This window comes from Sphingobium sp. FW305-3-2-15-F-TSA7 (assembly GCF_058787155.1).
This window is the reverse complement of sequence record NZ_JBYSZM010000001.1, coordinates 1-22,495: the sequence shown is the minus strand read 5'-3', so window position 1 is coordinate 22,495 and position 22,495 is coordinate 1. Positions and strand designations below refer to the sequence as shown.

Genomic DNA, 22,495 nt, shown 5'->3' with positions numbered 1-22,495 from the left:
ATTGCAGTTCGATGGAACCATCGAACGACTCGAATCGCGGCAAAACAAATAGCTAGATCAAGCTGCGTGATTCCGAAATCATGCAGCTTGATCTAATCCAGATTGGGCCTCAACCAACGCGTCGCCTGCTCCACGCTCACGCCGCGCCGCGCCGCATAGTCTTCGAGCTGATCCTTATCGATCCGCGCCACGCCGAAATATTCGGCCTGCGGATGCCCGAAATAAAAGCCGGAGACCGCCGCGGTCGGCAGCATCGCGAAATTCTCGGTCAGCGAGATGCCCGTCGCATGATGCGCATCGAGCATCTTGAACAGGATCGGCTTCAGGCTGTGTTCCGGGCAGGCCGGATAGCCGGGCGCCGGGCGGATGCCGCGATATTGCTCGCGGATCAGCGCGTCGTTGGTGAGCTGTTCGCCCTCGGCATAACCCCACAAGGCGGTCCGCACATATTGGTGCAGCCGCTCGGCAAAGGCCTCCGCCAACCGGTCCGCCAGCGCCTTGAGCAGGATATCCGAATAATCGTCGATCGCGGCCTTGAAGCGCGCCAGATGCGGTTCGATGCCGTGGATGCCCACCGCGAAACCGCCGATCCAGTCGCCGTCATGGCTGATGAAATCGGCGAGGCACATATTCGCACGCCCCTCGCGCTTGGCGATCTGCTGGCGCAGGAACGGCAGGCGGACATGGCTTTCGTCGTCCATATGGACGATCACGTCGTCGCCTTCGCGGCGGCACGGCCACAGCCCGGCAACGCCCCGTGCAACCAGCCAGCGCTCGGCGATCAGCTTGTCGAGCATCGCCTGCGCATCGGCGAACAGCGAACGCGCGCTTTCACCGACCACCTTGTCCTCCAGGATCGCGGGATAATTGCCCGCCAGTTCCCAGGCGCGGAAGAACGGCGTCCAGTCGATATAGCTGCGCAGATCCGCCAGATCCCAATCGGGAAAGCTGTGGACGCCGGGCTGGCGCGGCCGCCCCGGCTTGAGCGACATGTCCGCATCGAAGCCATTGTCGCGCGCCTTGCCGATCGGCACGAGCGCGCTTTGCCCCTTGCCCTCGCGCGCGGCGCGGACGGCGGCATATTCGTCTGCGACCTTGGCGACATAATCGTCGCGCTGGGTATCGCTGACCAATGTGGTCGCAACGCCGACCGCCCGGCTGGCGTCGAGCACATGGACGACCGGGCCCTTATAGGCCGGCTCGATCCTGAGCGCGGTATGGACCCGCGACGTCGTCGCTCCGCCGATCAGCAGCGGCATCGTCATCTTGGAGCGCTGCATCTCCTCCGCCACGGTCACCATCTCGTCAAGCGAGGGCGTGATCAGGCCCGACAGGCCGATCATGTCGGCGTCATTCTCGTTCGCGGCCTCGATGATCTTCGACCAGGGCACCATCACGCCCAGATCGACCACGTCGAAGCCATTGCACTGGAGCACGACGCCGACGATGTTCTTGCCGATATCATGGACGTCGCCCTTGACGGTCGCCATGATGATCTTGCCCTTGCCCTTCGCGCCCGGCTCCTTGCTCGCCTCGATAAAGGGCAGCAGATGCGCCACCGCCTTCTTCATCACGCGCGCGGACTTGACCACCTGGGGCAGGAACATCTTGCCCGATCCGAACAGGTCGCCGACCACGTTCATGCCGTCCATCAACGGGCCTTCGATCACCTCGATCGGCCGGGCGAACTGGAGCCGCGCCTCTTCGGTGTCCTCAACGACATACATGTCGATGCCCTTGACCAGCGCATGTTCGAGGCGGCGGGCGACATCCCAGCCGCGCCATTCGGCCGCCTGCTTTTCCGCCACCGCATCGGTGCCGCGATAGCGTTCGGCCAATGTGATCAGCCGCTCGGTCGCATCTTCGCGCCGGTCCCAGATCACATCCTCGCACGCTTCGCGCAGTTCGGGATCGATCGCGTCATAGACGTCGAGCTGGCCGGCATTGACGATGCCCATGTCCATGCCCGCCTGGATGGCGTGATAGAGGAACACCGAATGCATTGCCCGGCGCACGGGCTCGTTGCCACGGAAACTGAACGACAGGTTGGAGACGCCGCCCGAGATATGGACGTGCGGGCAGGCCGCCTTGATGTCGCGGCACGCCTCGATGAAATCGATCGCATAGCGGCGATGCTCGTCGATCCCGGTCGCCACCGCGAAGATGTTGGGATCGAAGATGATGTCCTCGGGCGGGAAACCGATGCCCGTCAGCACCTCATAGGCGCGCTTGCAGATCTCGAGCTTGCGCTCGCGTGTATCCGCCTGCCCCACTTCGTCGAAGGCCATCACGACGACCGCAGCGCCATAGGCCATGCACAGTCTCGCCTGGGCGATGAACTGGTCGAGCCCCTCCTTCATGCTGATCGAATTGACGATCGGCTTGCCCGAGACGCATTTCAGCCCAGCCTCGATCACCGTCCATTTCGAACTGTCGATCATCACCGGCACGCGCGCGATATCGGGCTCGGCGGCGATCAGCTTGAGGAAGGTGACCATCGCTTCCTGCGAATCGAGCAGCCCCTCGTCCATATTGACGTCGACGATCTGCGCGCCGTTCTCGACCTGCTGGCGCGCGACCTCGACCGCGCGCGTATAGTCGCCCGCCATGATGAGCTTCTTGAACGCAGCCGAGCCGGTGACGTTGGTGCGCTCGCCGATATTGACGAACTGCGCGGAGGAAGAAGTGTTGTTATCTGACGACACGAAGGGGGCTGACTTTCTGCTTGATCGGGAAATCGCCGGAGACCGGCAAAGGATGATATTGTCCAGCGGCGGGTCAGGCCGCCATGATCATCGGCTCCAGCCCCGCCAGTCGTGTCCGGACTTCCGGCGTCGCGACCTTGCGTGCCGGCAGCCCCTCGACCGCCCTCGCGATCGCCGCGATATGCGCCGGCGTCGATCCGCAGCAACCGCCCAATATGTTGATCTGCCCGGCCTCGGCCCATTCGCGCACAAGCGCGGCGGTCTGCTCGGGCAGTTCGTCATAGGCGCCCAGCTCGTTGGGCAGGCCGGCATTGGGATAGACCATGATCAGCGTGTCGGCGATCCCGCTCAGGCTCCGCACATGCGGCCGCAGTTGCTCGGCGCCGAACGAACAATTGAGCCCGATCGTCACCGGCCGGGCATGGCGCACCGCATGCCAGAACGCCTCGACCGTGTGGCCCGACAGATTGCGTCCCGAAAGATCGGTCAGCGTCATCGACAGCATGATCGGCAGATCGCGCCCCAGGGCTTCGCCCGCCTCGATCGCCGCCATGATCCCGGCCTTGGCATTGAGCGTGTCGAACACCGTCTCGATCAGGATGAAATCCACTCCGCCCTCGACCAGTGCGTCGATCTGTTCGCGATAGACGGCCTTGAGATAGTCGAAGTCGATCTCGCGATAGCCGGGGTCGTTGACGTCGGGCGACAGCGACAGCGTCTTGTTGGTCGGCCCCAATGCCCCCGCCACGAAGCGCGGACGGCCGTCCTTCGCTGCATATTCGTCGGCCAGGCGCCGCGCGATCTGTGCCGACGCGACATTGATCTCCTTCACGAGATGCTCGGCACCGTAATCGGCCTGGCTGATCAGATTGGCGGAAAAGGTGTTGGTGGAGACCATGTCCGATCCCGCCTCCAGATATTCGCGCGTGATCGTCTCCGGCACCTCGGGCTTGGTCAGCGCGAGGATGTCGTTATTGCCCTTCTGGTCATGGCTCAGGCCCAGCGTGCCGGCATAATCGGCCTCGACGAGCTTCCAGTTCTGGATCTCGGTGCCGAACGCGCCGTCGGTGAGCAGGATGCGCTTTCCCGCCTCTGCGAGAAGCCTTTCGCGTACCGTCATCATGCCGCCTCCACGCGTGCGTTGGTCTTGGGCCGCAATCCGAGCAGGTGGCAGATCGCGTAGCTCAGCTCGGCGCGGTTGAGCGTGTAGAAATGGAAATGCCGGACACCGCCCGCATAGAGCCTGCGGCACAATTCCGCCGAGACGGTCGCCGCGACGAGTTGGCGGGCAGCCGGGTGATCGTCCAGCCCCTCGAACAGCCGGTCCATCCAGGGCGGGATGGCGGCGCCGCACATCGCCGCGAACTTGCGGGTCTGCGCGACGTTGGAAACGGGCAGGATGCCGGGCACGATCTCCGCGTCGATCCCCGCTTCGACCGCACGGTCGCGGAAGCGGAAAAAGGCATCGGGCGAAAAGAAGAATTGGGTGATCGCGCGATTGGCGCCCGCATCCAGCTTGCGCTTCAGATTGTCGAGATCCGCCTGCCCGCTCGCCGCCTCGGGATGCATTTCGGGATAGGCCGCAACCGAGATCTCGAAAGGCGCGATCTCCTTCAGTCCGGCCACCAGCTCGGCGGCGCTGGCATAGCCGTCGGGATGCGGCGCGAAGCGCGTGCCCGCGACCGGCGGATCGCCGCGCAGCGCGACGATATGACGGACACCCGCCACCCAGTAGGATTCGGCGACCTCGCGAATCTCGTCACGGCTCGCCTCGACGCAGGTCAGATGCGCAGCGGCCGGGATCGCGGTCTCGCGCTGGATACGCGCCACGGTGGCATGGGTGCGCTCGCGGGTCGAACCGCCCGCGCCATAGGTGACCGAAACGAAACGGGGGCCCAGCGGTTCGAGCGTCTGGACGGCGCTCCACAGCGTCTCCTCCATCTTCTCGGTCTTGGGCGGGAAGAATTCGAACGATACCTGGGCATCGCCCGCCAGATCGGCGAACAAAGGCGCATCGAGCGCACGGCGCGCTTCCTCGAGCTGGTTGATGCTCAATGTCATGCCGCTCTCCTCTGGCTGGCCGCAGCCGGCACGCGCCGGCCGAGCCAGAGCTTCACGGTGAGCGCACCGCCCTTCAATTCCTCGATCGCCACGGTGTCCAGCCCCGCCTCCTCATACCAATGTCTGATCTGATCGTCCGCGAAGCCGAGGCGCGCATGCGCCTGCTCCGCGCGCAATTCCTCGCGGTCGTGCGGCGCGAAATCCGCGATCAGCAACCGCCCCTCGGGCGCGAGCAGGCGCGCGGCCTCCGCGATCGCCAGTTCCGGCATCTGCGCGAAATGAAGCAGCTGATGCAGGATCACCGTATCCGCGGATCCGTCGCCCAGCGGCAACGCGTACATGTCCGCCTGGCGCAGATCGACCGCGTCGAGCCCCGCATCCGCGAGCCGAGCCCGTGCGAGCCGCAGCATCTGCGGACTGCGATCGATGCCCAGCGCATTGTCCGCGCCATGGCCGAACAGCGCGATCATCCGTCCCGTGCCGGTGCCGATATCGACCAGTCGCCCGATCGGCTCGGCGCCCAGCAGCGCGGTCATCGCGGCCTCGACCTCGCTTTCGGCGACGTGCAGGCTGCGGATCGCATCCCATTGTTCGGCATGAGCGTCGAAATAACGGCCGGCCGCGTCGGCACGATCGGCACGCACCGCAGCCAGTCGCGCAGCGTCCGCGGCCTGCCAGTGATCGACCTGCTGCCCGCGCTGCCAGGCGTCGAGCGTCACCAGCAAAGGATCGACGATGCGCCGATCGCCGAGCCCCAGAAACACCCAGCTTCCTTCGCGCCGACGCTCGGTCAGGCCCGCATCGGACAGGATCTTGACGTGGCGCGAGACGCGCGGCTGGCTCTGCCCCAGCACCTGCGCCAGCTCGCCCACCGACAATTCCATCGCGCGCAGCAATGCGAAGATCCGGAGCCGGGTCGGATCGGCAAGCGCACGGAAGACTTCGAGTTCAACAGACATGAAACAGCATATAAAGATTTCTTTATATGCGGTCAACTCGCGGATTTCCTTTACCCGCGCCGGAACCGACGCCCCGTTGCACGGTTCTGGACGGCGGGATAGGTTCGACCACCGCCCGTATCCCGGGTCGGCCGAAATTGGAACAGGAGTGCGCTCATGAGGAAATCCGTCACCGCATCGATGATGCTTGCCGCCGCGTTGGGCCTTTCGGCCTGCAGCGACAAGGCGCAGAACGAAGCGAGCGAAGCGGCGAACGCGATCGCCAGCGACGCGACCGCGACGATCGACAATGCCGCCGCCGACATCGCCAATGTCAGCGCCGATGCGGTGGGTGCCGCCGAGAATGCCGCCGACAAGACCGGCGATGCGCTTGAGAATGGCGCCAAGGCGGTCAAGGCGGGCACCGCCAACACGCTCGATGCCGCGGGCGACAAGCTCAAGGAAAGCGCGGCGGACGCGCGCCACCGGAGTTCGTGATCGCCAGATGGCTCCTGGTGCCGGCGTGCGCGGCGCTCGCCGCGTGCGGCGGCACCGACGACAATGCGACGGTGGGCGGCGTCTCGCCGAGCGAGGCGAAAGCGCTCAACGACGCGGCGGAGATGCTCGACGAGCGCGCCGCCAACAGCGCGGTGGCCTTCTCGCCTGACGAAGCGCCGGCGCCGACGTCCTGAGCAATTTCGAGGCAGGTGGAATCACCTGCCGGCTCGGAAATTGCGGCAACACAACAAGCCAGGGCAACATCAAATGAAAAGGGCCGGGGATCGCTCCCCGGCCCTTCTCTTTTTCGCCTGAACGGCGAGCGTCGAATCTTCCGATCAGTCGATCAGAAGTCCATTCCGCCCATGCCGCCCATGCCGCCGCCGCCCATGGGCATGGCAGGCTTGTCTTCGGGCAGCTCGCTCACCGCCGCTTCGGTGGTGATGAGCAGACCGGCGACCGAAGCCGCATCCTGCAGCGCGGTGCGAACGACCTTGGTCGGATCGATCACGCCGGCAGTGACGAGGTTCTCATAGACGTCGGTCTGCGCGTTGAAGCCCAGGTTCGAGTCGTTGCCGTCGAGCAGCTTGCCCGAGATCACCGCACCGTCATGACCGGCATTCTGCGCGATCTGGCGGACCGGCGCGTAGAGCGCCTTGCGGACGATATCGATGCCGCGGGTCTGATCATCATTGGCGCCCGTGAGCCCCTCGATCGCCTTCGTGGCATAAAGCAGAGCGGTACCGCCACCGGGGACGATGCCCTCTTCGACGGCCGCGCGGGTCGCGTGCAGCGCGTCGTCGACGCGATCCTTGCGCTCCTTCACCTCGACTTCGGTCGAACCGCCGACCTTGATCACGGCAACGCCGCCGGCGAGCTTGGCGAGACGCTCCTGGAGCTTCTCACGGTCGTAATCGCTGGTGGTGTTCTCGATCTGCTGGCGGATCGCCTCGGTGCGGCCCTTGATCGCGTCGGCATCACCGGCGCCATCGACGATGGTGGTGTTGTCCTTGTCGATCGAGACGCGCTTGGCGGTGCCGAGCATGCCCAGGGTCACGGTCTCGAGCTTGATGCCGAGATCCTCGGAGATCACTTCGCCCTTGGTCAGGATCGCGATGTCCTCGAGCATCGCCTTGCGACGATCGCCGAAGCCGGGCGCCTTGACGGCTGCGACCTTGAGGCCGCCGCGCAGCTTGTTGACGACGAGCGTGGCCAGAGCCTCACCCTCGATGTCCTCGGCGATGATCAGCAGCGGGCGACCCGACTGGACGACCGCTTCCAGGATCGGAAGCATCGCCTGCAGGTTCGACAGCTTCTTCTCATGGATCAGGATGTACGGATCGTTGAGCTCGACCGACATCTTTTCCGGATTGGTGATGAAGTACGGGCTCAGATAGCCACGGTCGAACTGCATGCCCTCGACGACGTCGAGCTCGAATTCGAGACCCTTGGCTTCCTCGACGGTGATCACGCCTTCCTTGCCGACCTTCTCCATCGCTTCGGCGATCTTCTCGCCGACGACGGTGTCGCCATTGGCCGAGATGATGCCGACCTGGGCGATCTCGTTCGAACCGGCGACCGGCTTGGAACGCGCCTTGAGGTCTTCGACGACCTTGGAAACGGCCAGATCGATGCCGCGCTTCAGATCCATCGGGTTCATGCCGGCCGAAACCGACTTCATGCCCTCACGGACGATCGCCTGCGCCAGGACCGTCGCGGTGGTCGTGCCGTCGCCGGCGACGTCGTTGGTCTTCGAGGCCACTTCGCGCAGCATCTGCGCACCCATGTTCTCGAACTTGTCCTTGAGCTCGATCTCCTTGGCGACGGTGACGCCGTCCTTGGTGATGCGCGGCGCGCCGAAGCTCTTGTCGATCACGACGTTGCGGCCCTTGGGACCCAGCGTGACCTTCACCGCGTCCGCCAGGATGTCGACACCCTTCAGGATGCGCTCGCGCGCGTCGCGCGAAAATTTAACGTCTTTCGCAGCCATGTTGTGTTCCTTCTTCGAAACGTAAAACCAGCGTCATTCCGGCGAAGGCCGGACCCCGCGCATCAGCGGAGAGGCCGGCGCGTGCCGGCATGACGTGAAACAAATGGTCAGGTCAGCCGACGATCCCGAGGATGTCGCTTTCCTTCATGATCAGCAGGTCTTCACCGTCGATCTTGACTTCGGTGCCGGACCATTTGCCGAACAGGATCTTGTCGCCCGCCTTGACGTCGAGCGGGGTCACCGTGCCGTCTTCGGCTTTCGCGCCCGAACCGGCGGCGACGACTTCGCCTTCTTGCGGCTTTTCCTTGGCGGTATCGGGGATGATGATCCCACCCGCGGTCTTCTCCTCGGCCTCGACGCGGCGGACGAGAACGCGGTCGTGCAACGGACGAAACTTCATGCGTCACCCTTTCCTTAGTTGTGCGGGGTCTGCCCCCGCGATTGCGAACCTATTAGCACTCATGCCGGACGAGTGCCAGCACCGCGCATATGTGGGTCAGCCCAGAGGAGGTCAAGCGCCTGCCGCAAATTTTGTCCGAACCGAACATGGCTGCGATACACCGCCCCACCGATCGGGCGGACCGACTCGAGTCGGGGCGAAACCGCGGTCGCTCTCCGCCTTTCCAGCCATGGACAGGGCGATCAAGCTCCTATAGCCCCGGGCGAAACGCTCATGCGGGAGTCTGACCTTGGCGTTCGTTCGGGGTGCGTGGAAAATCCTTGTCGGGGTGAAGGACGCGCTCGTCCTCTTCCTGCTGCTGCTCTTCTTCGGCCTGCTCTGGGCCGTGCTTTCGGCCACGCCCAATCCGGCCACGGTCACGACGGGCGCGCTGCTCGTCGATCTGGGCGGCAGCCTGGTCGAGCAGCCCGAAGAGAGCGATCCCTTCACCGTGCTGAGCGGCGGCGCATCGATCTCGCGGCAGCATCGTCTGCGCGACGTCGTCCGCGCGCTCGAAACCGCGGCGAAGGACGATCGGATCAAGGTGGTCGTGCTCGATCTCGATACCTTTATCGGTGGCGGCCAGACGACGATCCAGCGCGCCGCGGCGGCGGTCGACACGATCCGCGCCGCCAAGAAGCCCGTGCTCGCCTTTGCGACCGGCTATACCGACGACAGCTATGCGCTGGCAGCGCATGCATCGGAGGTCTGGCTCGATCCCTTCGGACTGACGCTGTTCACCGGCCCGGGCGGCTCGCGGCTCTATTATAAGGGCCTGATCGACCGGCTGGGCGTGACCACCCATGTCTATCGCGTCGGCACCTATAAGAGCTTCGTCGAACCCTATACCCGCGCCGACCAGTCGCCGGAGGCGAAGCAGGCCGATCAGGCGCTGGCCGGCGCGCTGTGGCAGAATTGGCAGGACGCAGTCGCCAAGGCACGTCCCAAGGCGCAACTCGCCAGCTTCATCGCCAGCCCTGATGCGCAGATCCGTGCCGCCGGCGGCGATCTGGGCAAGGCGGCGTTGCAAGCCGGGCTGGTCGACAAGCTCGGCGACCGGATCGCCTTCGGCAAGCGCGTCGCGGAAATTGCGGGCGAAGGCGACGACAAGCAGCCGGGATCGTTCCGCCACACCCGGCTCGCCAACTGGATCGCTGCCAATCCGGCGCCAACCGGCGGACAGATCGGCGTGATCACCGTCGCCGGCGACATTGTCGACGGCAATGCGCTGCCGGGCACGGCGGGCGGCGACACCATCTCGAAGCTGATCCTCGACGGCCTGGCGGAAAAGAATCTGAAGGCGCTGGTCGTGCGTGTCGATTCGCCGGGCGGTTCGGTGCTGGCCTCGGAGAAGATCCGCCAGGCGATCCTCCAGGCCAAGGCCAAGGGATTGCCGGTGACGGTCTCGATGGGATCGGTCGCGGCGTCGGGCGGCTATTGGGTCGCGACGCCGGGTGACCGCATCTTCGCCGAACCCTCGACCGTCACCGGATCGATCGGCGTGTTCGGCATCATCCCGACCTTCGAGAATGCGCTCGCCAAGATCGGCGTGACCACCGATGGCATCGCGACGACGCCGCTGTCGGGCCAGCCCGACGTCTTTGGCGGCACCAACCCGACATTCGACGCGGTGATCCAGGCGAGCATCGAGAATGTCTATGGCCGCTTCATCGGACTGGTCAGCCAGTCTCGCCGCCTGCCCCTCGCGCGCGTCGATCAGATCGCACAGGGCCGCGTCTGGGACGGCGGCACCGCGCGCCAGATCGGGCTGGTCGATCAGTTCGGGTCGCTCGAAGACGCGATCGCAGACGCCGCCAGGCGCGCCAAGCTCGATCCCGCCAAGGCCGTGCCCATCTATCTGGAGAAGCAGCCGGGTTTCTTCGAGACGCTGTTCCAGGGCTGGGCGGAGAGCGATCCGGAGGATAGCCGCAACGCCGACCTCCTGACCCGGCTCTCGCGTCAGCGCGTCGCCGCGCTGTTCGGCGCCGTGAAGGACGCGGAAGCGCTGGCGAACGGACCGGCAATGCGGGTCCAGTGCCTCGAATGTCCCATCGAACCGGCGCGCATCGCGCCACTGCGCGGCTCGATCGTCGCGCGAATTCTGGAGTGGCTTAAATGACGATCAAGATACGCGCCGCACGTGACAGCGACGCGGACCAGATTTCCGCCATCTACATGCCCTATGTGACGGGCAGCGCGATCTCGTTCGAGACCAAAGCGCCCAACTCGGCCGAAATCCTGTCGCGCATGCGCGCATCCGGCGGACTCTATCCCTGGCTGGTCGCCACCACCGAGGATGACGACGCCGTGCTCGGCTATGCCTATGCCACGCTGTTCCGCGACCGCCCCGCCTATCGCTATACCGTCGAGACCTCGATCTATCTGGGTGGCGGCGTTGCCGGCCAGGGCGTCGGGCGCCTGCTCTATTCCGCGCTGATCGAGACGCTGATCGCGCAGGATTTCACCCAGGCGGTCGCGGTGATCTCACTGCCCAACGAACATAGCATCGCGCTCCACGAATCGACGGGTTTCCGCCGCGCCGGCATCGTTCGCGAGATCGGCTATAAAAGCGGCCAGTGGCACGATATCGGCATGTGGCAGCGCGAACTGTCCGACCCCACCGAACCGCCGCGCGATCCCAAATCCTTTGCGGAGATCGGCGCGGTCGGGCCGAAATAGAGGGATCAGCGCTGATATCCGGGCAGTCCAACGCCCCGCCAGATCGCCCAGCCCCTGAGCGCAAATCCCGCGAACGCCGCGACAGCCGCGGCGGCGAGCGATGGCACGCCGAGCACGGTCAGGATCACGAACGATGCCGAGGCGAGCGCCGCCGCCGTCACGTAGATTTCCGGCCGAAGCAGGATCGACGGCTCACCCGCCAGCACGTCGCGGATGATGCCGCCGACGCATGCGGTGATCACGCCCATCATCACCGCGGGCAGTGGCTGGACTCCGAAGGCGAGCGACTTCGCCGCGCCGAACACCGCATAGGCGGCCAGCCCGATCGCGTCGAACCAGTCGAGCGCCTTTTCCCGCCAGATCCGCCGGGGCGTGAACCAGACGATCAGCGCGGTCGCCAGGCAGACAAAGGGCACGCGCTGATCCTGGACCCAGAAGACCGGCGCGCCGATCAGCAGATCGCGCACCGTGCCGCCGCCGACGCCGGTAACGACCGCAAAGAAAGTGAAAGTGACGAGCGTCTGGCGCTTCTGCGCCGCGGCAAGCGCACCCGACGCGGAGAAGACCGCGATCCCGACGAGATCGAGCGTCGCGAACCAAAGCGCGATCGGAAGCTTGTCGATGATTGGTCCCTCCCCTCGGCGCCCTTATCCCTTAACTGTCATTCCCGCGAAAGCGGGAATCCCGCTTCTCTTCTTTCTGATGCTTCACGGAAAAGCTGGATTCCCGCTTTCGCACACTGTTGTCCGAGATTTTCGCGGGGAAAGGCGCAAGCCGAGTCATCGACGCACTTCGCGCTTTCGCGTGAGCGTTTGCGGTCCTGGCGGCCACGCCGGGCTTAGTGGTTTCACGCGAAAGCGCGAAGACGCGAAGGAAACAGTGCTGAAGCGGCTGATTGCCTGAAGGTCAGCGACCCTCCGCGTCTCCGCGGCTCCGCGTGAACCTGTTGGCTCAACCCGTCTGCCGAACTGGAATGGTTCACGCGGAGCCGCGGAGACGCGGAGATGCGGCGTTAAGCTCAAATCCTGTCTCGACAGCGGAATTGCAGGCCGATCCTCCCGGATTATCTGGCTCACGCCGTCTTCCGCCCGCACAATCCCCGACAGCAATGCGTTTCGCGGGAATGACAACGCAGGGAATCTTATCGCGGGTTCTCAGATATAGCGCTGTACGCAGGCATCCATCACCGCCGTGGGATTGCCGAGTTTGGCGACGGTGCTCATCGCCTTGCGCTTCTGCTCGGCCCCCTCGGCGCCATTGTCGATACCCTGCCGCGCCATCAGCGGCGCCAGCTTGCCGTCGAGCTTGCGCTCGAGCGCGCTATATTGCGTCAGCGTCTCCTCATAGCGGCCGTCGCTCGCCAATGCGCGACCGACGAACTGGCGCAGCATGTCGCAGCCGAGGCCGGCAACCAGCGGATCCTTCGGCAATTCGGGCTTCACGGTCGCGGCGACGGGATAAGCCTGCGCGCACGGCTCGACCAGTTTCTTCCATTTGCCGTCGATCACCGTGTCGGCGATCTCGGGCATACGCTTGACCACCGCGCCCGCCTGCTCCGTCGAAAAGCTCTCCTGCTGCGCGCCGGTCAGCAGCGCATAGCGCAGCGTCTCGCCCTTGGCCTCGACGCTAAGCGGCCCTTTGAAATCCGTACCCTTGTCGCGGGCATGCGCCGCCGCGACGACGCCGCACGTTGCGGCGCGTTCGACCGGATCGGCTGAAAGCGCGACCTGCTTGGGTCCGCACGCGCCGATTGTCGCGACCAGACCGGGCAGGACGAGAAGCAGGGCCTTGTTCATGTTTCACTCCCGTATCGACTACAGGAGTCAGTGCTTGGCGGCCCGCTTTGGTTCCTCGGCTCGTCCCAGCCTAGATGTGGATCGGCTTGCCCAGCACCGCCATCGCCGCTTCCTTGATCGCTTCCGAATGCGTCGGATGGGCGTGGCAGGTATAGGCGATGTCCTCGCTGGTGGCGCCGAACTCCATCGCCTGCGCCGCCTGAGCGATCATCGTGCCGGCAACCGAAGTGACGATCCAGACACCCAGGACACGATCGGTCTCGGCATCGGCGATCACTTTCACGAAGCCCGCGGTATCGTGGATGGTCTTGGCGCGGCTATTGCCCGCCATCGGGAATTTGCCGACCTTCACCGCGCCCTTTTCGCGCGCGGCTTCCTCGGTCAGGCCGACGCCCGCGATCTCGGGCATGGTGTAGACCACGCTCGGGATCACATCATGGTTCACGATGCCGGTGAGGCCGCCGATATTCTCGGCAACGGCAATGCCCTCATCCTCGGCCTTATGCGCGAGCATCGGGCCGGGAACGACATCGCCGATCGCCCAGATGCCGGGGACCGCGGTCTGGAAACGATGATCGGTCTCGATCTGGCCGCGACCGTTGACCGACAGCCCAGCCTTGTCGAGGCCAAGCCCGTCGGTATTGGGGCGGCGGCCGATCGCGACGAGCACGGTATCGGCCTCGATCGTCTGTGCCTCGCCGCCCGCGGCGGGCTCGACGGTCAGGACGACGCCCTTGCCCTTCTTCGCGGCCTTGGTGACCTTGGTGCCGGTGCGGATCTCGAAGCCCTGCTTCTTGAAGATCCGCGCGGCTTCCTTGCGGACTTCACCGTCCATGCCGGGCAGGATCTGATCGAGGAATTCGACCACGGTCACCTGCGCGCCGAGGCGGCGCCAGACCGAGCCGAGCTCGAGCCCGATCACGCCGCCGCCGATCACGACGAGATGGTCGGGCACTTTCGACAGTTCGAGCGCGCTGGTCGAATCGACGATCGTCTTGTGATCGATCTCGACGCCGGGAAGCGGCGTGACGCTGGAGCCGGTGGCGATGACGATGTTCTTGGCGCGATAGCTCTTGCCGCCGACCTCCAGGCTGTCCTTGCCGGTGAAAGTGGCAAGCCCCTTCAGCCAGTCTACCTTGTTCTTCTTGAACAGGAATTCGATCCCGCCGGTCAGCCCCTTCACCGCATCGGTGCGCGAACCGTGCATCGCGTCGAGATCGAGGCTGGTGCCTTCGACCTTCACGCCGAACTTGGCGAGCGCACCCGAATGCGCTTCCTCATAAAGATGCGACGCGTGGAGCAGCGCCTTGGACGGGATGCAGCCGACGTTGAGGCAGGTGCCACCCAGCGTCTCGCGGCTTTCCGCACAGGCAGTGCGCAGTCCGAGCTGCGCGGCGCGGATCGCGGCCACATAACCGCCCGGTCCCGCGCCGATCACCAGGACGTCATAGTCATAATCAGCCATGTCAGCTTTCCTCAGAGCGATTGCCAGCCAGATGAATCATCTGGCGACTCGGCAATCGCGGTCAAACAACAGCCTGGAGCGGTCGATTTCATCGGCCGCTCTAGAGATCGATCAGCAACCGGGTCGGATCCTCGATCGCATTCTTGATCGCGACGAGGAAAGTGACGGCTTCACGTCCGTCGACGATGCGGTGGTCATAGCTCAGCGCGAGATACATCATCGGACGGATGACGATCTGGCCGTCGCGCACCACGGGGCGATCCTCGATCCGGTGCAGACCGAGCACGCCCGACTGGGGCGGGTTGATGATCGGCGTCGACATCAGCGATCCGAACACGCCGCCATTGGAAATGGTGAAGGTGCCGCCCTTCATTTCCTCGAGCTTCAGCGTGCCGTCCTTGGCACGCTTGCCGAAATCGCCGATCGTCCGCTCGATCTCCGCCACGCTCAGCGTGTTCGCGTCGCGGATGACGGGAACGACAAGGCCGTTGGGCGCGGACACCGCGACCGAGACATCGGCATAATCGCGATAGACGATCTCGTCGCCCTCGACCGAGGCATTGACCGCCGGCACATCCTTGAGCGCCTGGCACGCGGCCTTCACGAAAAAGCCCATGAAACCCAGGCGGACGCCGTGCTTCTTCTCGAACAGATCCTTGTACTTCGCACGCGCCTCCATGACCGCGGTCATGTCGACATCGTTGAAGGTGGTGAGGATCGCCGCCGTGTTCTGCGCTTCCTTCAGCCGGTGCGCGATCGTCTGGCGCAGGCGCGTCATGCGGACCCGCTCTTCCTTGCGGCCGCCAATCTCGGGAAGCGCGGCGGTCGGGGCCGGCGCCGGAGCGGCGGCGGCCGCTGCGGGCGCATCCTTGGCCGCGCTGGCGGCGGCAAGCACGTCTTCCTTGGTCAGCCGGCCATCCTTGCCGCTGCCCCGGATCGACGACGGGTCGAGGCCATGTTCGAGCACCAGCCGGCGTACGGCGGGCGACAGCGTCATCACCGGTTCCTCGCCGGCAGACACGGCCGGCGCCTGCTGCGCGGGCGCAGGGGCAGCCGCCTCGGCCTTTGCGGGCTCGGCCTTCGCCGCCGGCGCGCTCGCCGCGGCACCGCCGGCTTCGATCATCGCGATCGTCGCGCCGACATTGACGGTGTCACCGGGCTTGGCGAGATGCGCGCCCATCACGCCGGAAACGGGAGCGGGCACCTCGATCGCGACCTTGTCGGTTTCGAGGCTCGCAATCGGCTCGTCGGCCTTCACGGGATCGCCGGGCTGCTTGAGCCATTCGCCGATCGTCGCCTCGGTGATCGATTCGCCCAGCGTCGGGACTTTGACTTCGGTGGCCATGATTCAGTTCAACCCTTTTTCTGGCGCCGGATTTCCTGGCGGACGCTGTGGCCGAGCGCATCGGCGACCAGCGCGCCCTGTTCAGCCACATGCCGCTTGGCGAGGCCGGTGGCGGGCGATGCGGACGCCGAGCGCCCCGCATAGCGCGCCCGTTTCGGTTTGATGCCGGCATCGGCCAGCGACTGTTCGATCAACGGTTCGACAAACGACCAGGCGCCGTTGTTCTTCGGCTCCTCCTGGCACCAGACCACCTCGTCGAGATTGGTCATGCGCTTGAACCGGGCGGTCAGCGGCTCCCCCGGGAAGGGATAGAGCTGCTCGATCCGGACGATCGCCGTATTCTCGTCGCCCGCTGCGTCGCGCGCCTCGATCAGATCATAGGCGACCTTGCCCGAACAGAGCACAAGGCGCTTCACATCGGCGTCCTTGGGCGGGCTGGGGTCGGATTTGATCCGCATGAAATGCGAATCACCCATGAACTCGTCCGCCGTCGACACCGCCATCTTGTGGCGAAGCAGCGACTTGGGCGTCATGATGATCAGCGGCTTGCGGAACGGACGCAGCATCTGCCGGCGCAGCACGTGGAAATAATTGGCCGGGGTGGTGATGTTGCAGACCTGGATATTGTCCTGGGCGCAGAGCTGGAGATAGCGCTCCAGGCGCGCCGAGCTGTGCTCAGGGCCCTGCCCTTCATAACCGTGCGGCAGCAGCATGACGAGGCCGTTGGCACGCAGCCATTTGGCTTCGCCCGCCGCAATATACTGATCGATCACGATCTGCGCACCATTGGCGAAATCGCCGAACTGCGCTTCCCACAGCACCAGCGTCTTCGGATCGGCCATGGCATAGCCATATTCGAAACCGAGCACGCCATATTCGGACAATGGGCTGTCGAGCACTTCGAAGCGGCCATGCGGCACGGTGCCGAGCGGCACATATTTGCGCTCGTTGGTCTGATCGACCCAGACGGCATGGCGCTGGCTGAAGGTGCCGCGCCCCGAATCCTGACCCGACAGGCGCACCCCGAAGCCTTCGGAAACCAGCGAGCCATAGGCAAGCGCCTCGCCGGTCGCCCAGTCGAAGCCCTGGCCCGTCTTGAACATCTCGCGCTTGGCATCGAGGATGCGGCCCAGCGTCTTGTGGATGACGAGATCGTCGGGAACGTCGGTCAGCGTGCGGCCGAGACTGTCGAACAGCTTCTTTTCGATGCCCGATTCCACCGCGCGACGCGCGGTTTCGGAATCGGCGGGCTTGTTGAGCCCCGACCAGCGGCCGGCGAACCAGTCGGCCTTGTTCGGCTTGTAGCCCTTGGCCGTCTCGAACTCTTCCTCGAGCAAGTCGACGAAGGACTGGCTGGACTGTTCGGCCCAGGCGCCGTCGATCACGCCCTCGCTGACCAGCCGCTCGCCGTAAATGGCGCTCACCGCCGGATGCTGGCGGATCTTCGCGTACATCAGCGGCTGGGTGAAGCTGGGCTCGTCGCCTTCATTGTGGCCGAAGCGGCGATAGCACCACATGTCGATGACGACGTCGCGATCGAACTTCTGGCGATATTCGATCGCCATCTTGCACGCGAAGGTGACCGCTTCGGGATCGTCGCCATTGACGTGGAAGATCGGCGCCTGGACACCCTTCGCCACATCGCTCGGATAGGGCGAGTTGCGCGCGAATTGCGGGCTGGTGGTGAAGCCGATCTGGTTGTTGATGATGAAATGGATGCAGCCGCCGCTGGCGTAGCCGCGAATGCCCTGGAAACCGAGCGTCTCCCAGACGATGCCCTGGCCGGCAAAGGCGGCATCGCCATGGATGAGGACGGGCAGGACCTGGTCCATTTCCTCCAGATCGTCACGGATGGCGAGCGTCGCGCGCGCCTTGCCGAGCACGATCGGATCGACGGTCTCGAGATGCGAGGGATTGGGCACCAGCGACATATGCACGCTGATTCCGTCGAACTCGCGATCGGTGGAGGTGCCGAGGTGATATTTGACGTCGCCCGAGCCGCCGACATCCTCGGGATTGGCCGAACCGCCCGAAAATTCGTGGAAGATGACGCGGAACGGCTTGGCCATCACATTGGCGAGCACGTTCAGCCGGCCGCGATGCGCCATGCCATAGACGATCTCGCGCACGCCGAACTGGCCGCCATATTTGATCACCGCCTCGAGCGCCGGGATCATCGATTCGCCGCCGTCCAGGCCGAAACGCTTGGTGCCGACATATTTGCGGCCCAGGAATTTCTCGTACTGCTCGCCCTGGATCACCTTGGCGAGGATCGCCTTCTTGCCCTCGGGGGTGAACTGGATGACCTTGTCCTTGCCTTCCATCCGTTCCTGGAGGAAGCGGCGCTCGTCCACATCCGAGATGTGCATATATTCCAGGCCGACATTGCCGCAATAATTGGCGCGCAATATCTCGACGACCTCGCGGATCGTCGCCTTTTCCAGCCCCAGCGTACCGCCCAGATAGACCGGCCGATCGAGATCGGCGCCGGAAAAGCCGTGATATTCCGGCGTCAGGTCGGCCGGCAGCTCGCGCTGGGTCAGCCCGAGCGGATCGAGATTGGCGGCAAGGTGACCGCGCACCCGATAGGTGCGGATCAGCATCTGCGCGCGGATCGCATCGCCCGCAGCAGCAGCGATGACGTCCGACGAGATCGGTGCGGCGGCCGCCGCGGCCGGCGTCGGCTTGGCGGCCTTGGGCTCGACCGCCATCTGCATGGGATCGAGCGCCGCGGTCAGCGCGTCGGTTTCGGACAGGGGCCAGTTGGCGCGCGCCCAGCTTGGGCCGGAGGTCGTCGCCTCCAGACCCTCGAACCAGGTGCGCCAGGCAGGCTCCACCTTGTCGGGCGTCGCCTGATAAACCCGGTACAGCCCTTCCACGAACCCCGGACTCACGCCCGCGATATCGTCGAAATCCTGGCCTTCATAACCCATGTCACCGTCCTCGATGATCGGCCGCCCATCCGGGGCGGACGATCGATATGCGCGTTCAGGCCTTGAGCAGCTCGACGAGCGTGACGCCGAGCTCCGACGGGCTGGGAGAAACGCGGATGCCCGCTTCCTCCATCGCCGCGATCTTGTCCTCGGCGCCGCCCTGGCCGCCCGACACGATCGCGCCGGCATGGCCCATGCGGCGGCCCGGAGGCGCCGTGCGGCCCGCGATGAAGCCGACCATCGGCTTCTTGCGGCCGCGCTTCGCTTCATCCTTGATGAACTGCGCCGCCTTCTCCTCGGCGTCGCCGCCAATCTCACCGATCATGATGATCGACTCGGTCGCGTCGTCGGCGAGGAACAGCTCGAGCACGTCGATGAAGTTCGTGCCGTTGACGGGATCGCCGCCGATACCGACCGCGGTGGTCTGGCCGAGGCCCTGCTGGCTGGTCTGGAACACAGCTTCATAGGTAAGCGTGCCCGAGCGCGAAACAACGCCCACCGAACCCTGTTTGAAGATGCTGCCGGGCATGATGCCGATCTTGCACTGGTTGGGGGTCAGCACGCCGGGGCAGTTGGGGCCGATCAGCCGCGACTTGGAACCCGACAGAGCGCGCTTCACCTTGACCATGTCGAGCACCGGAATGCCCTCGGTGATCGCGACGATCAGCGGCACCTCCGCGTCGATCGCTTCCAGGATCGAGTCGGCCGCGAATGGCGGCGGCACATAGATGCACGATGCGGTCGCGCCGGTCTTCTCGACGGCCTCGGCCACCGTGTCGAACATGGGCAGGCCGATATGCGTGGTCCCGCCCTTGCCCGGCGTGACGCCGCCGACCATCTGCGTGCCATAGGCCAGCGCCTGCTCGGTATGGAAAGTGCCGGTGGCACCGGTCATCCCCTGGGTGATGACCTTGGTATTCTTGTCGACGAGGATGGACATCGCGTCTGCTTTCCTTGTGTCATCCCCGCGGCCGCAGGGATCCAGATTATTCGTGATTGATCGTCCGGATCCCCACTGGAGCGGGGACGACCGCGATTATTTCAGGCTCTCGTCGATCGCCTTGCAGGCATCGAGCAGTTCCTTGACCGCATCGACCGAGACCTGAAGATTGCTCTTGGCCTCGTCGTCCAGCTTGATCTCGACGATCTGCTCGACGCCGCCGGCACCGATGATCACCGGCACGCCGACATACAGGCCGTCGAGCCCATATTTGCCGTCGACATGGGCGGCGCAGGGCAGCAGGCGCTTCTGGTCGTTGAGATAGGCTTCGGCCATCGCGATGCCGCTGGTCGCGGGTGCATAATAGGCCGAACCGGTCTTGAGCAGCGCGACGATCTCGCCACCGCCGCTGCGCGTGCGCTGCACGATCGCGTCGATGCGCTCCTTGGTCGAGCGGCCCTGCTCGATCAGGTCGGGAACCGGGATGCCGGCAACCGTCGAATACTGCACGACGGGCACCATGGTGTCGCCGTGGCCGCCGAGCACGAATGTGTTCACGTCGCGCACCGAGACCTGGAATTCGTCAGCCAGGAAGTGGCTGAAACGCGCGCTGTCGAGCACGCCCGCCATGCCGACGACCATGTGATGCGGCAGGCCGGAGAATTCGCGCAGCGCCCAGACCATCGCGTCGAGCGGGTTGGTGATGCAGATGACGAACGCGTCGGGCGCATTGTTCTTGATGCCCTCGCCGACCGCCTTCATCACCTTCAGGTTGATGCCGAGCAGGTCGTCGCGGCTCATCCCCGGCTTGCGGGCGACGCCAGCGGTGACGATGATCACGTCCGCGCCCGCAATGTCGGCATAATCGTTGGTGCCGATGATCTTCGCATCGAAGCCCTCGACCGGGCCACATTGGCTGAGGTCGAGCGCCTTGCCCTGCGGCACGCCCTCCACCACGTCGAACAGGACGATGTCGCCCAATTCCTTGATCGCCGCGAGGTGCGCGAGCGAGCCCCCGATATTGCCAGCGCCAATCAGCGCGATTTTCTTACGGGCCATGCAGTCTTTTCTCCCTCGCCGGGGCGGAAAAAGGCCATGACTCGGGCCCCGCCCATCCAAGATTGGCGCTCGCTTAGGCGCATTGGATCGGGAGGGCAACCTAGGAAGAGCGCATGGCTTCCGGAAATCTTTGCAACTAATTATTAGTCGCAATAAGGATGCCGAAGCGGCGATCGACCGACACGATCAACGCACCCGCCTTGATCGACATGAACGCCAAAGACGAAAAATCGATCCTTGCCCAACTCTGCGCGACCAAAGAATCACGAGGCAGGTGGAATCATATGCGATCTCGAAGATGCTGGCGCATCCTCGATCGGTTCGCTCAAGCGCCGCGCGGGCTGATACCGGATCTCGATGAGCCGAACTCATCGAGATCCGGTATCAGTCCTGGCCGTGCCCCAGCGCAAGATAGTCGTCGGACTGCATTTCCATCAGCCGGCTCACCGTACGCTCGAACTCGAAAGCGCCGTCACCCTGCTCGTAGAGATGCTGCGGCTCGGCCGCGGCGCTGGCGAGCAGCTTCACCTTATGTTCGTAGAGCGCGTCGATCAGCGTGACGAAGCGGGCCGCCTCGTTGCGGTTCTCCGGCCCGAGCCTGGGAATGCCGACGATGATGACGGTGTGATAGCGGCGCGCGATCGCGAGATAGTCTGCGGCGCCCCGCGCCTCGGCGCAGAGCCGCTTGAACGAGAAGACCGCAACACCCTTCAGGCTCTTGGGCACGTGCATGCTGCGGCCGCCCGGAATCGGCAGCTCCTCCGACGGCACATGCGCGCTGTCCTCGGGTGGATAGTCGGTCAGGCGGAAAAATGCCTCGCGCAACGCGTCGGTCGCCGGCTGGCCGAGCGGCGTATGCCAGGTATCGACGCCGGTCAGCCGCTCCAGCCGGTAATCGACCGGGCCGTTGAGCGGGAGAACGTCGAGCTCGCGTTCGATCAGCGCGATGAAGGGCAGGAAATGCTCGCGATTGAGCCCGTCCTTGTACAGATCCTTCGGCGCGCGGTTCGACGTCGCGACCACGGTCAGCCCGCGCGCCATCATCGCGGTGAACAGCCGCGACATGATCATCGCATCGGCGCTGTTGTTCACGACCAGTTCGTCGAAGGCGAGCAGGCGTGCTTCGCCGACCAGCGCCTCGGCGACGGGGATGATCGGATCGCCCGCTTCCTTCTGCCGCTCGACGCGCAGCCGGGCATGGACCTCGAGCATGAATTCGTGGAAATGCACGCGCCGCTTGCGCTGGATGCGCAGGCAATCGTGGAACAGGTCCATCAGCATCGACTTGCCGCGCCCGACCCCGCCCCACAGATAGACGCCGCGCGGCGGCTCCGGCGCCTTGCCCGCCAGCCGCCACAGCACGCTGCCGCGCTTGGGCGTTGCCTCCAGCGCCTGCTGCAACGCGTTCAGCCGCTCGGCGGCGCGGCGCTGCTCACGGTCGGGGCGAAGTTCGCCAGCGGCGACCAGCGCCTCGTAACGGTCGAGAACGTTGCTCACTATGCGTCCGATTTACGGGTGGGTTTGCGGATCGTGCCGGAGAAGCTTGCCACCTTGTGATCGCCCTGGACGATCAGCCCGCGCAGGAAAAGCAACCGGCCGGTTTCGCGCAGCAGTTCGACCACCGCATCCATCGGCTCACCCACCCGG

Annotated in this window: 18 protein-coding genes; 4 read left to right on the top strand and 14 right to left on the bottom strand. The window is 65.0% G+C overall.

Annotated features, from left to right (window positions below):
- Positions 1–92: 92 nt before the first annotated feature.
- The 4 genes from metH to AC3WN8_RS00075 all read right to left on the bottom strand — a co-directional run bounded on the left by metH (position 93) and on the right by AC3WN8_RS00075 (position 5,725).
- Positions 93–2,705 carry a methionine synthase gene (gene metH, locus AC3WN8_RS00090; RefSeq protein ID WP_492667320.1) on the bottom strand — a complete coding sequence of 871 codons (2,613 nt, stop codon included), beginning with the start codon at positions 2,703–2,705 and terminating at the stop codon, positions 93–95.
- A gap of 73 nt (positions 2,706–2,778) precedes the next feature.
- A complete protein-coding gene (locus tag AC3WN8_RS00085) occupies positions 2,779–3,825 on the bottom strand; it encodes a homocysteine S-methyltransferase family protein (RefSeq protein ID WP_492667556.1) in 1,047 nt (348 codons plus the stop codon).
- Positions 3,825–4,766, bottom strand: a complete 942-nt coding sequence (gene metF, locus AC3WN8_RS00080; RefSeq protein WP_492667319.1) for a methylenetetrahydrofolate reductase — start codon at positions 4,764–4,766, stop codon at positions 3,825–3,827. Before metF ends, AC3WN8_RS00085 begins: the two co-directional genes overlap by 1 nt.
- Complete coding sequence (locus AC3WN8_RS00075) at positions 4,763–5,725, bottom strand: ArsR/SmtB family transcription factor (RefSeq protein ID WP_492667318.1); 963 nt, start codon at positions 5,723–5,725, stop codon at positions 4,763–4,765. Before AC3WN8_RS00075 ends, metF begins: the two co-directional genes overlap by 4 nt.
- Positions 5,726–5,881: 156 nt before the next feature.
- Between AC3WN8_RS00075 and AC3WN8_RS00070 the strand changes: the two genes are divergently transcribed.
- Positions 5,882–6,202, top strand: coding sequence for a hypothetical protein (locus AC3WN8_RS00070; RefSeq protein ID WP_492667317.1), 321 nt, complete (start codon positions 5,882–5,884; stop codon positions 6,200–6,202).
- Positions 6,199–6,396, top strand: a complete 198-nt coding sequence (locus AC3WN8_RS00065) for a hypothetical protein (protein WP_492667316.1) — start codon at positions 6,199–6,201, stop codon at positions 6,394–6,396. Before AC3WN8_RS00070 ends, AC3WN8_RS00065 begins: the two co-directional genes overlap by 4 nt.
- A 152-nt stretch (positions 6,397–6,548) precedes the next feature.
- Here AC3WN8_RS00065 and groL read toward each other — a convergent pair whose 3' ends face one another.
- Positions 6,549–8,192 (bottom strand): chaperonin GroEL, encoded by a 1,644-nt coding sequence (groL, locus tag AC3WN8_RS00060; RefSeq protein WP_492667315.1) that lies wholly within the window; start codon positions 8,190–8,192, stop codon positions 6,549–6,551.
- A gap of 112 nt (positions 8,193–8,304) precedes the next feature.
- Positions 8,305–8,592, bottom strand: coding sequence for a co-chaperone GroES (gene groES / locus AC3WN8_RS00055; protein ID WP_492667314.1), 288 nt, complete (start codon positions 8,590–8,592; stop codon positions 8,305–8,307).
- 289 nt (positions 8,593–8,881) lie between these two features.
- On the opposite strand from groES, the gene sppA reads away from it, so the two are divergent.
- Positions 8,882–10,750 (top strand): signal peptide peptidase SppA, encoded by a 1,869-nt coding sequence (gene sppA / locus AC3WN8_RS00050; RefSeq protein ID WP_492667313.1) that lies wholly within the window; start codon positions 8,882–8,884, stop codon positions 10,748–10,750.
- Entirely contained in the window at positions 10,747–11,310 is a 564-nt protein-coding gene (locus AC3WN8_RS00045; protein ID WP_492667312.1) for a GNAT family N-acetyltransferase, read from the top strand. Before sppA ends, AC3WN8_RS00045 begins: the two co-directional genes overlap by 4 nt.
- A 5-nt stretch (positions 11,311–11,315) precedes the next feature.
- Here AC3WN8_RS00045 and AC3WN8_RS00040 read toward each other — a convergent pair whose 3' ends face one another.
- The 8 genes from AC3WN8_RS00040 to zapE form a co-directional block, all read right to left on the bottom strand.
- Positions 11,316–11,936, bottom strand: a complete 621-nt coding sequence (locus tag AC3WN8_RS00040) for a trimeric intracellular cation channel family protein (RefSeq protein WP_492667555.1) — start codon at positions 11,934–11,936, stop codon at positions 11,316–11,318.
- Between the two features lie 528 nt (positions 11,937–12,464).
- Positions 12,465–13,106 carry a hypothetical protein gene (locus AC3WN8_RS00035; RefSeq protein WP_492667311.1) on the bottom strand — a complete coding sequence of 214 codons (642 nt, stop codon included), beginning with the start codon at positions 13,104–13,106 and terminating at the stop codon, positions 12,465–12,467.
- 70 nt (positions 13,107–13,176) lie between these two features.
- A complete protein-coding gene (gene lpdA, locus AC3WN8_RS00030; RefSeq protein ID WP_492667310.1) occupies positions 13,177–14,571 on the bottom strand; it encodes a dihydrolipoyl dehydrogenase in 1,395 nt (464 codons plus the stop codon).
- Between the two features lie 100 nt (positions 14,572–14,671).
- On the bottom strand, positions 14,672–15,916 hold the full coding sequence (gene odhB, locus AC3WN8_RS00025; RefSeq protein ID WP_492667309.1) for a 2-oxoglutarate dehydrogenase complex dihydrolipoyllysine-residue succinyltransferase: 1,245 nt from the start codon (positions 15,914–15,916) through the stop codon (positions 14,672–14,674).
- A gap of 8 nt (positions 15,917–15,924) precedes the next feature.
- Complete coding sequence (locus AC3WN8_RS00020; RefSeq protein WP_492667308.1) at positions 15,925–18,849, bottom strand: 2-oxoglutarate dehydrogenase E1 component; 2,925 nt, start codon at positions 18,847–18,849, stop codon at positions 15,925–15,927.
- Between the two features lie 55 nt (positions 18,850–18,904).
- A complete protein-coding gene (sucD, locus tag AC3WN8_RS00015; RefSeq protein WP_492667307.1) occupies positions 18,905–19,789 on the bottom strand; it encodes a succinate--CoA ligase subunit alpha in 885 nt (294 codons plus the stop codon).
- Positions 19,790–19,885: 96 nt separating this feature from the next.
- Positions 19,886–20,848 carry a malate dehydrogenase gene (gene mdh / locus AC3WN8_RS00010; RefSeq protein ID WP_492667306.1) on the bottom strand — a complete coding sequence of 321 codons (963 nt, stop codon included), beginning with the start codon at positions 20,846–20,848 and terminating at the stop codon, positions 19,886–19,888.
- Positions 20,849–21,232: 384 nt separating this feature from the next.
- Positions 21,233–22,345, bottom strand: a complete 1,113-nt coding sequence (zapE, locus tag AC3WN8_RS00005) for a cell division protein ZapE (RefSeq protein ID WP_492667305.1) — start codon at positions 22,343–22,345, stop codon at positions 21,233–21,235.
- Between the last annotated feature and the right edge of the window lie 150 nt (positions 22,346–22,495).

Coding starts and splice junctions, on each gene's coding strand:
- sucD (WP_492667307.1), bottom strand. CDS start 19,789: ATGTCCATCCTCGTCGACAAGAATACCAAGGTCATCACCCAGGGGATG.
- AC3WN8_RS00070 (WP_492667317.1), top strand. CDS start 5,882: ATGAGGAAATCCGTCACCGCATCGATGATGCTTGCCGCCGCGTTGGGC.
- metF (WP_492667319.1), bottom strand. CDS start 4,766: ATGACATTGAGCATCAACCAGCTCGAGGAAGCGCGCCGTGCGCTCGAT.
- AC3WN8_RS00045 (WP_492667312.1), top strand. CDS start 10,747: ATGACGATCAAGATACGCGCCGCACGTGACAGCGACGCGGACCAGATT.
- lpdA (WP_492667310.1), bottom strand. CDS start 14,571: ATGGCTGATTATGACTATGACGTCCTGGTGATCGGCGCGGGACCGGGC.
- AC3WN8_RS00085 (WP_492667556.1), bottom strand. CDS start 3,825: ATGACGGTACGCGAAAGGCTTCTCGCAGAGGCGGGAAAGCGCATCCTG.
- groES (WP_492667314.1), bottom strand. CDS start 8,592: ATGAAGTTTCGTCCGTTGCACGACCGCGTTCTCGTCCGCCGCGTCGAG.
- AC3WN8_RS00035 (WP_492667311.1), bottom strand. CDS start 13,106: ATGAACAAGGCCCTGCTTCTCGTCCTGCCCGGTCTGGTCGCGACAATC.
- odhB (WP_492667309.1), bottom strand. CDS start 15,916: ATGGCCACCGAAGTCAAAGTCCCGACGCTGGGCGAATCGATCACCGAG.
- mdh (WP_492667306.1), bottom strand. CDS start 20,848: ATGGCCCGTAAGAAAATCGCGCTGATTGGCGCTGGCAATATCGGGGGC.
- AC3WN8_RS00020 (WP_492667308.1), bottom strand. CDS start 18,849: ATGGGTTATGAAGGCCAGGATTTCGACGATATCGCGGGCGTGAGTCCG.
- AC3WN8_RS00075 (WP_492667318.1), bottom strand. CDS start 5,725: ATGTCTGTTGAACTCGAAGTCTTCCGTGCGCTTGCCGATCCGACCCGG.
- groL (WP_492667315.1), bottom strand. CDS start 8,192: ATGGCTGCGAAAGACGTTAAATTTTCGCGCGACGCGCGCGAGCGCATC.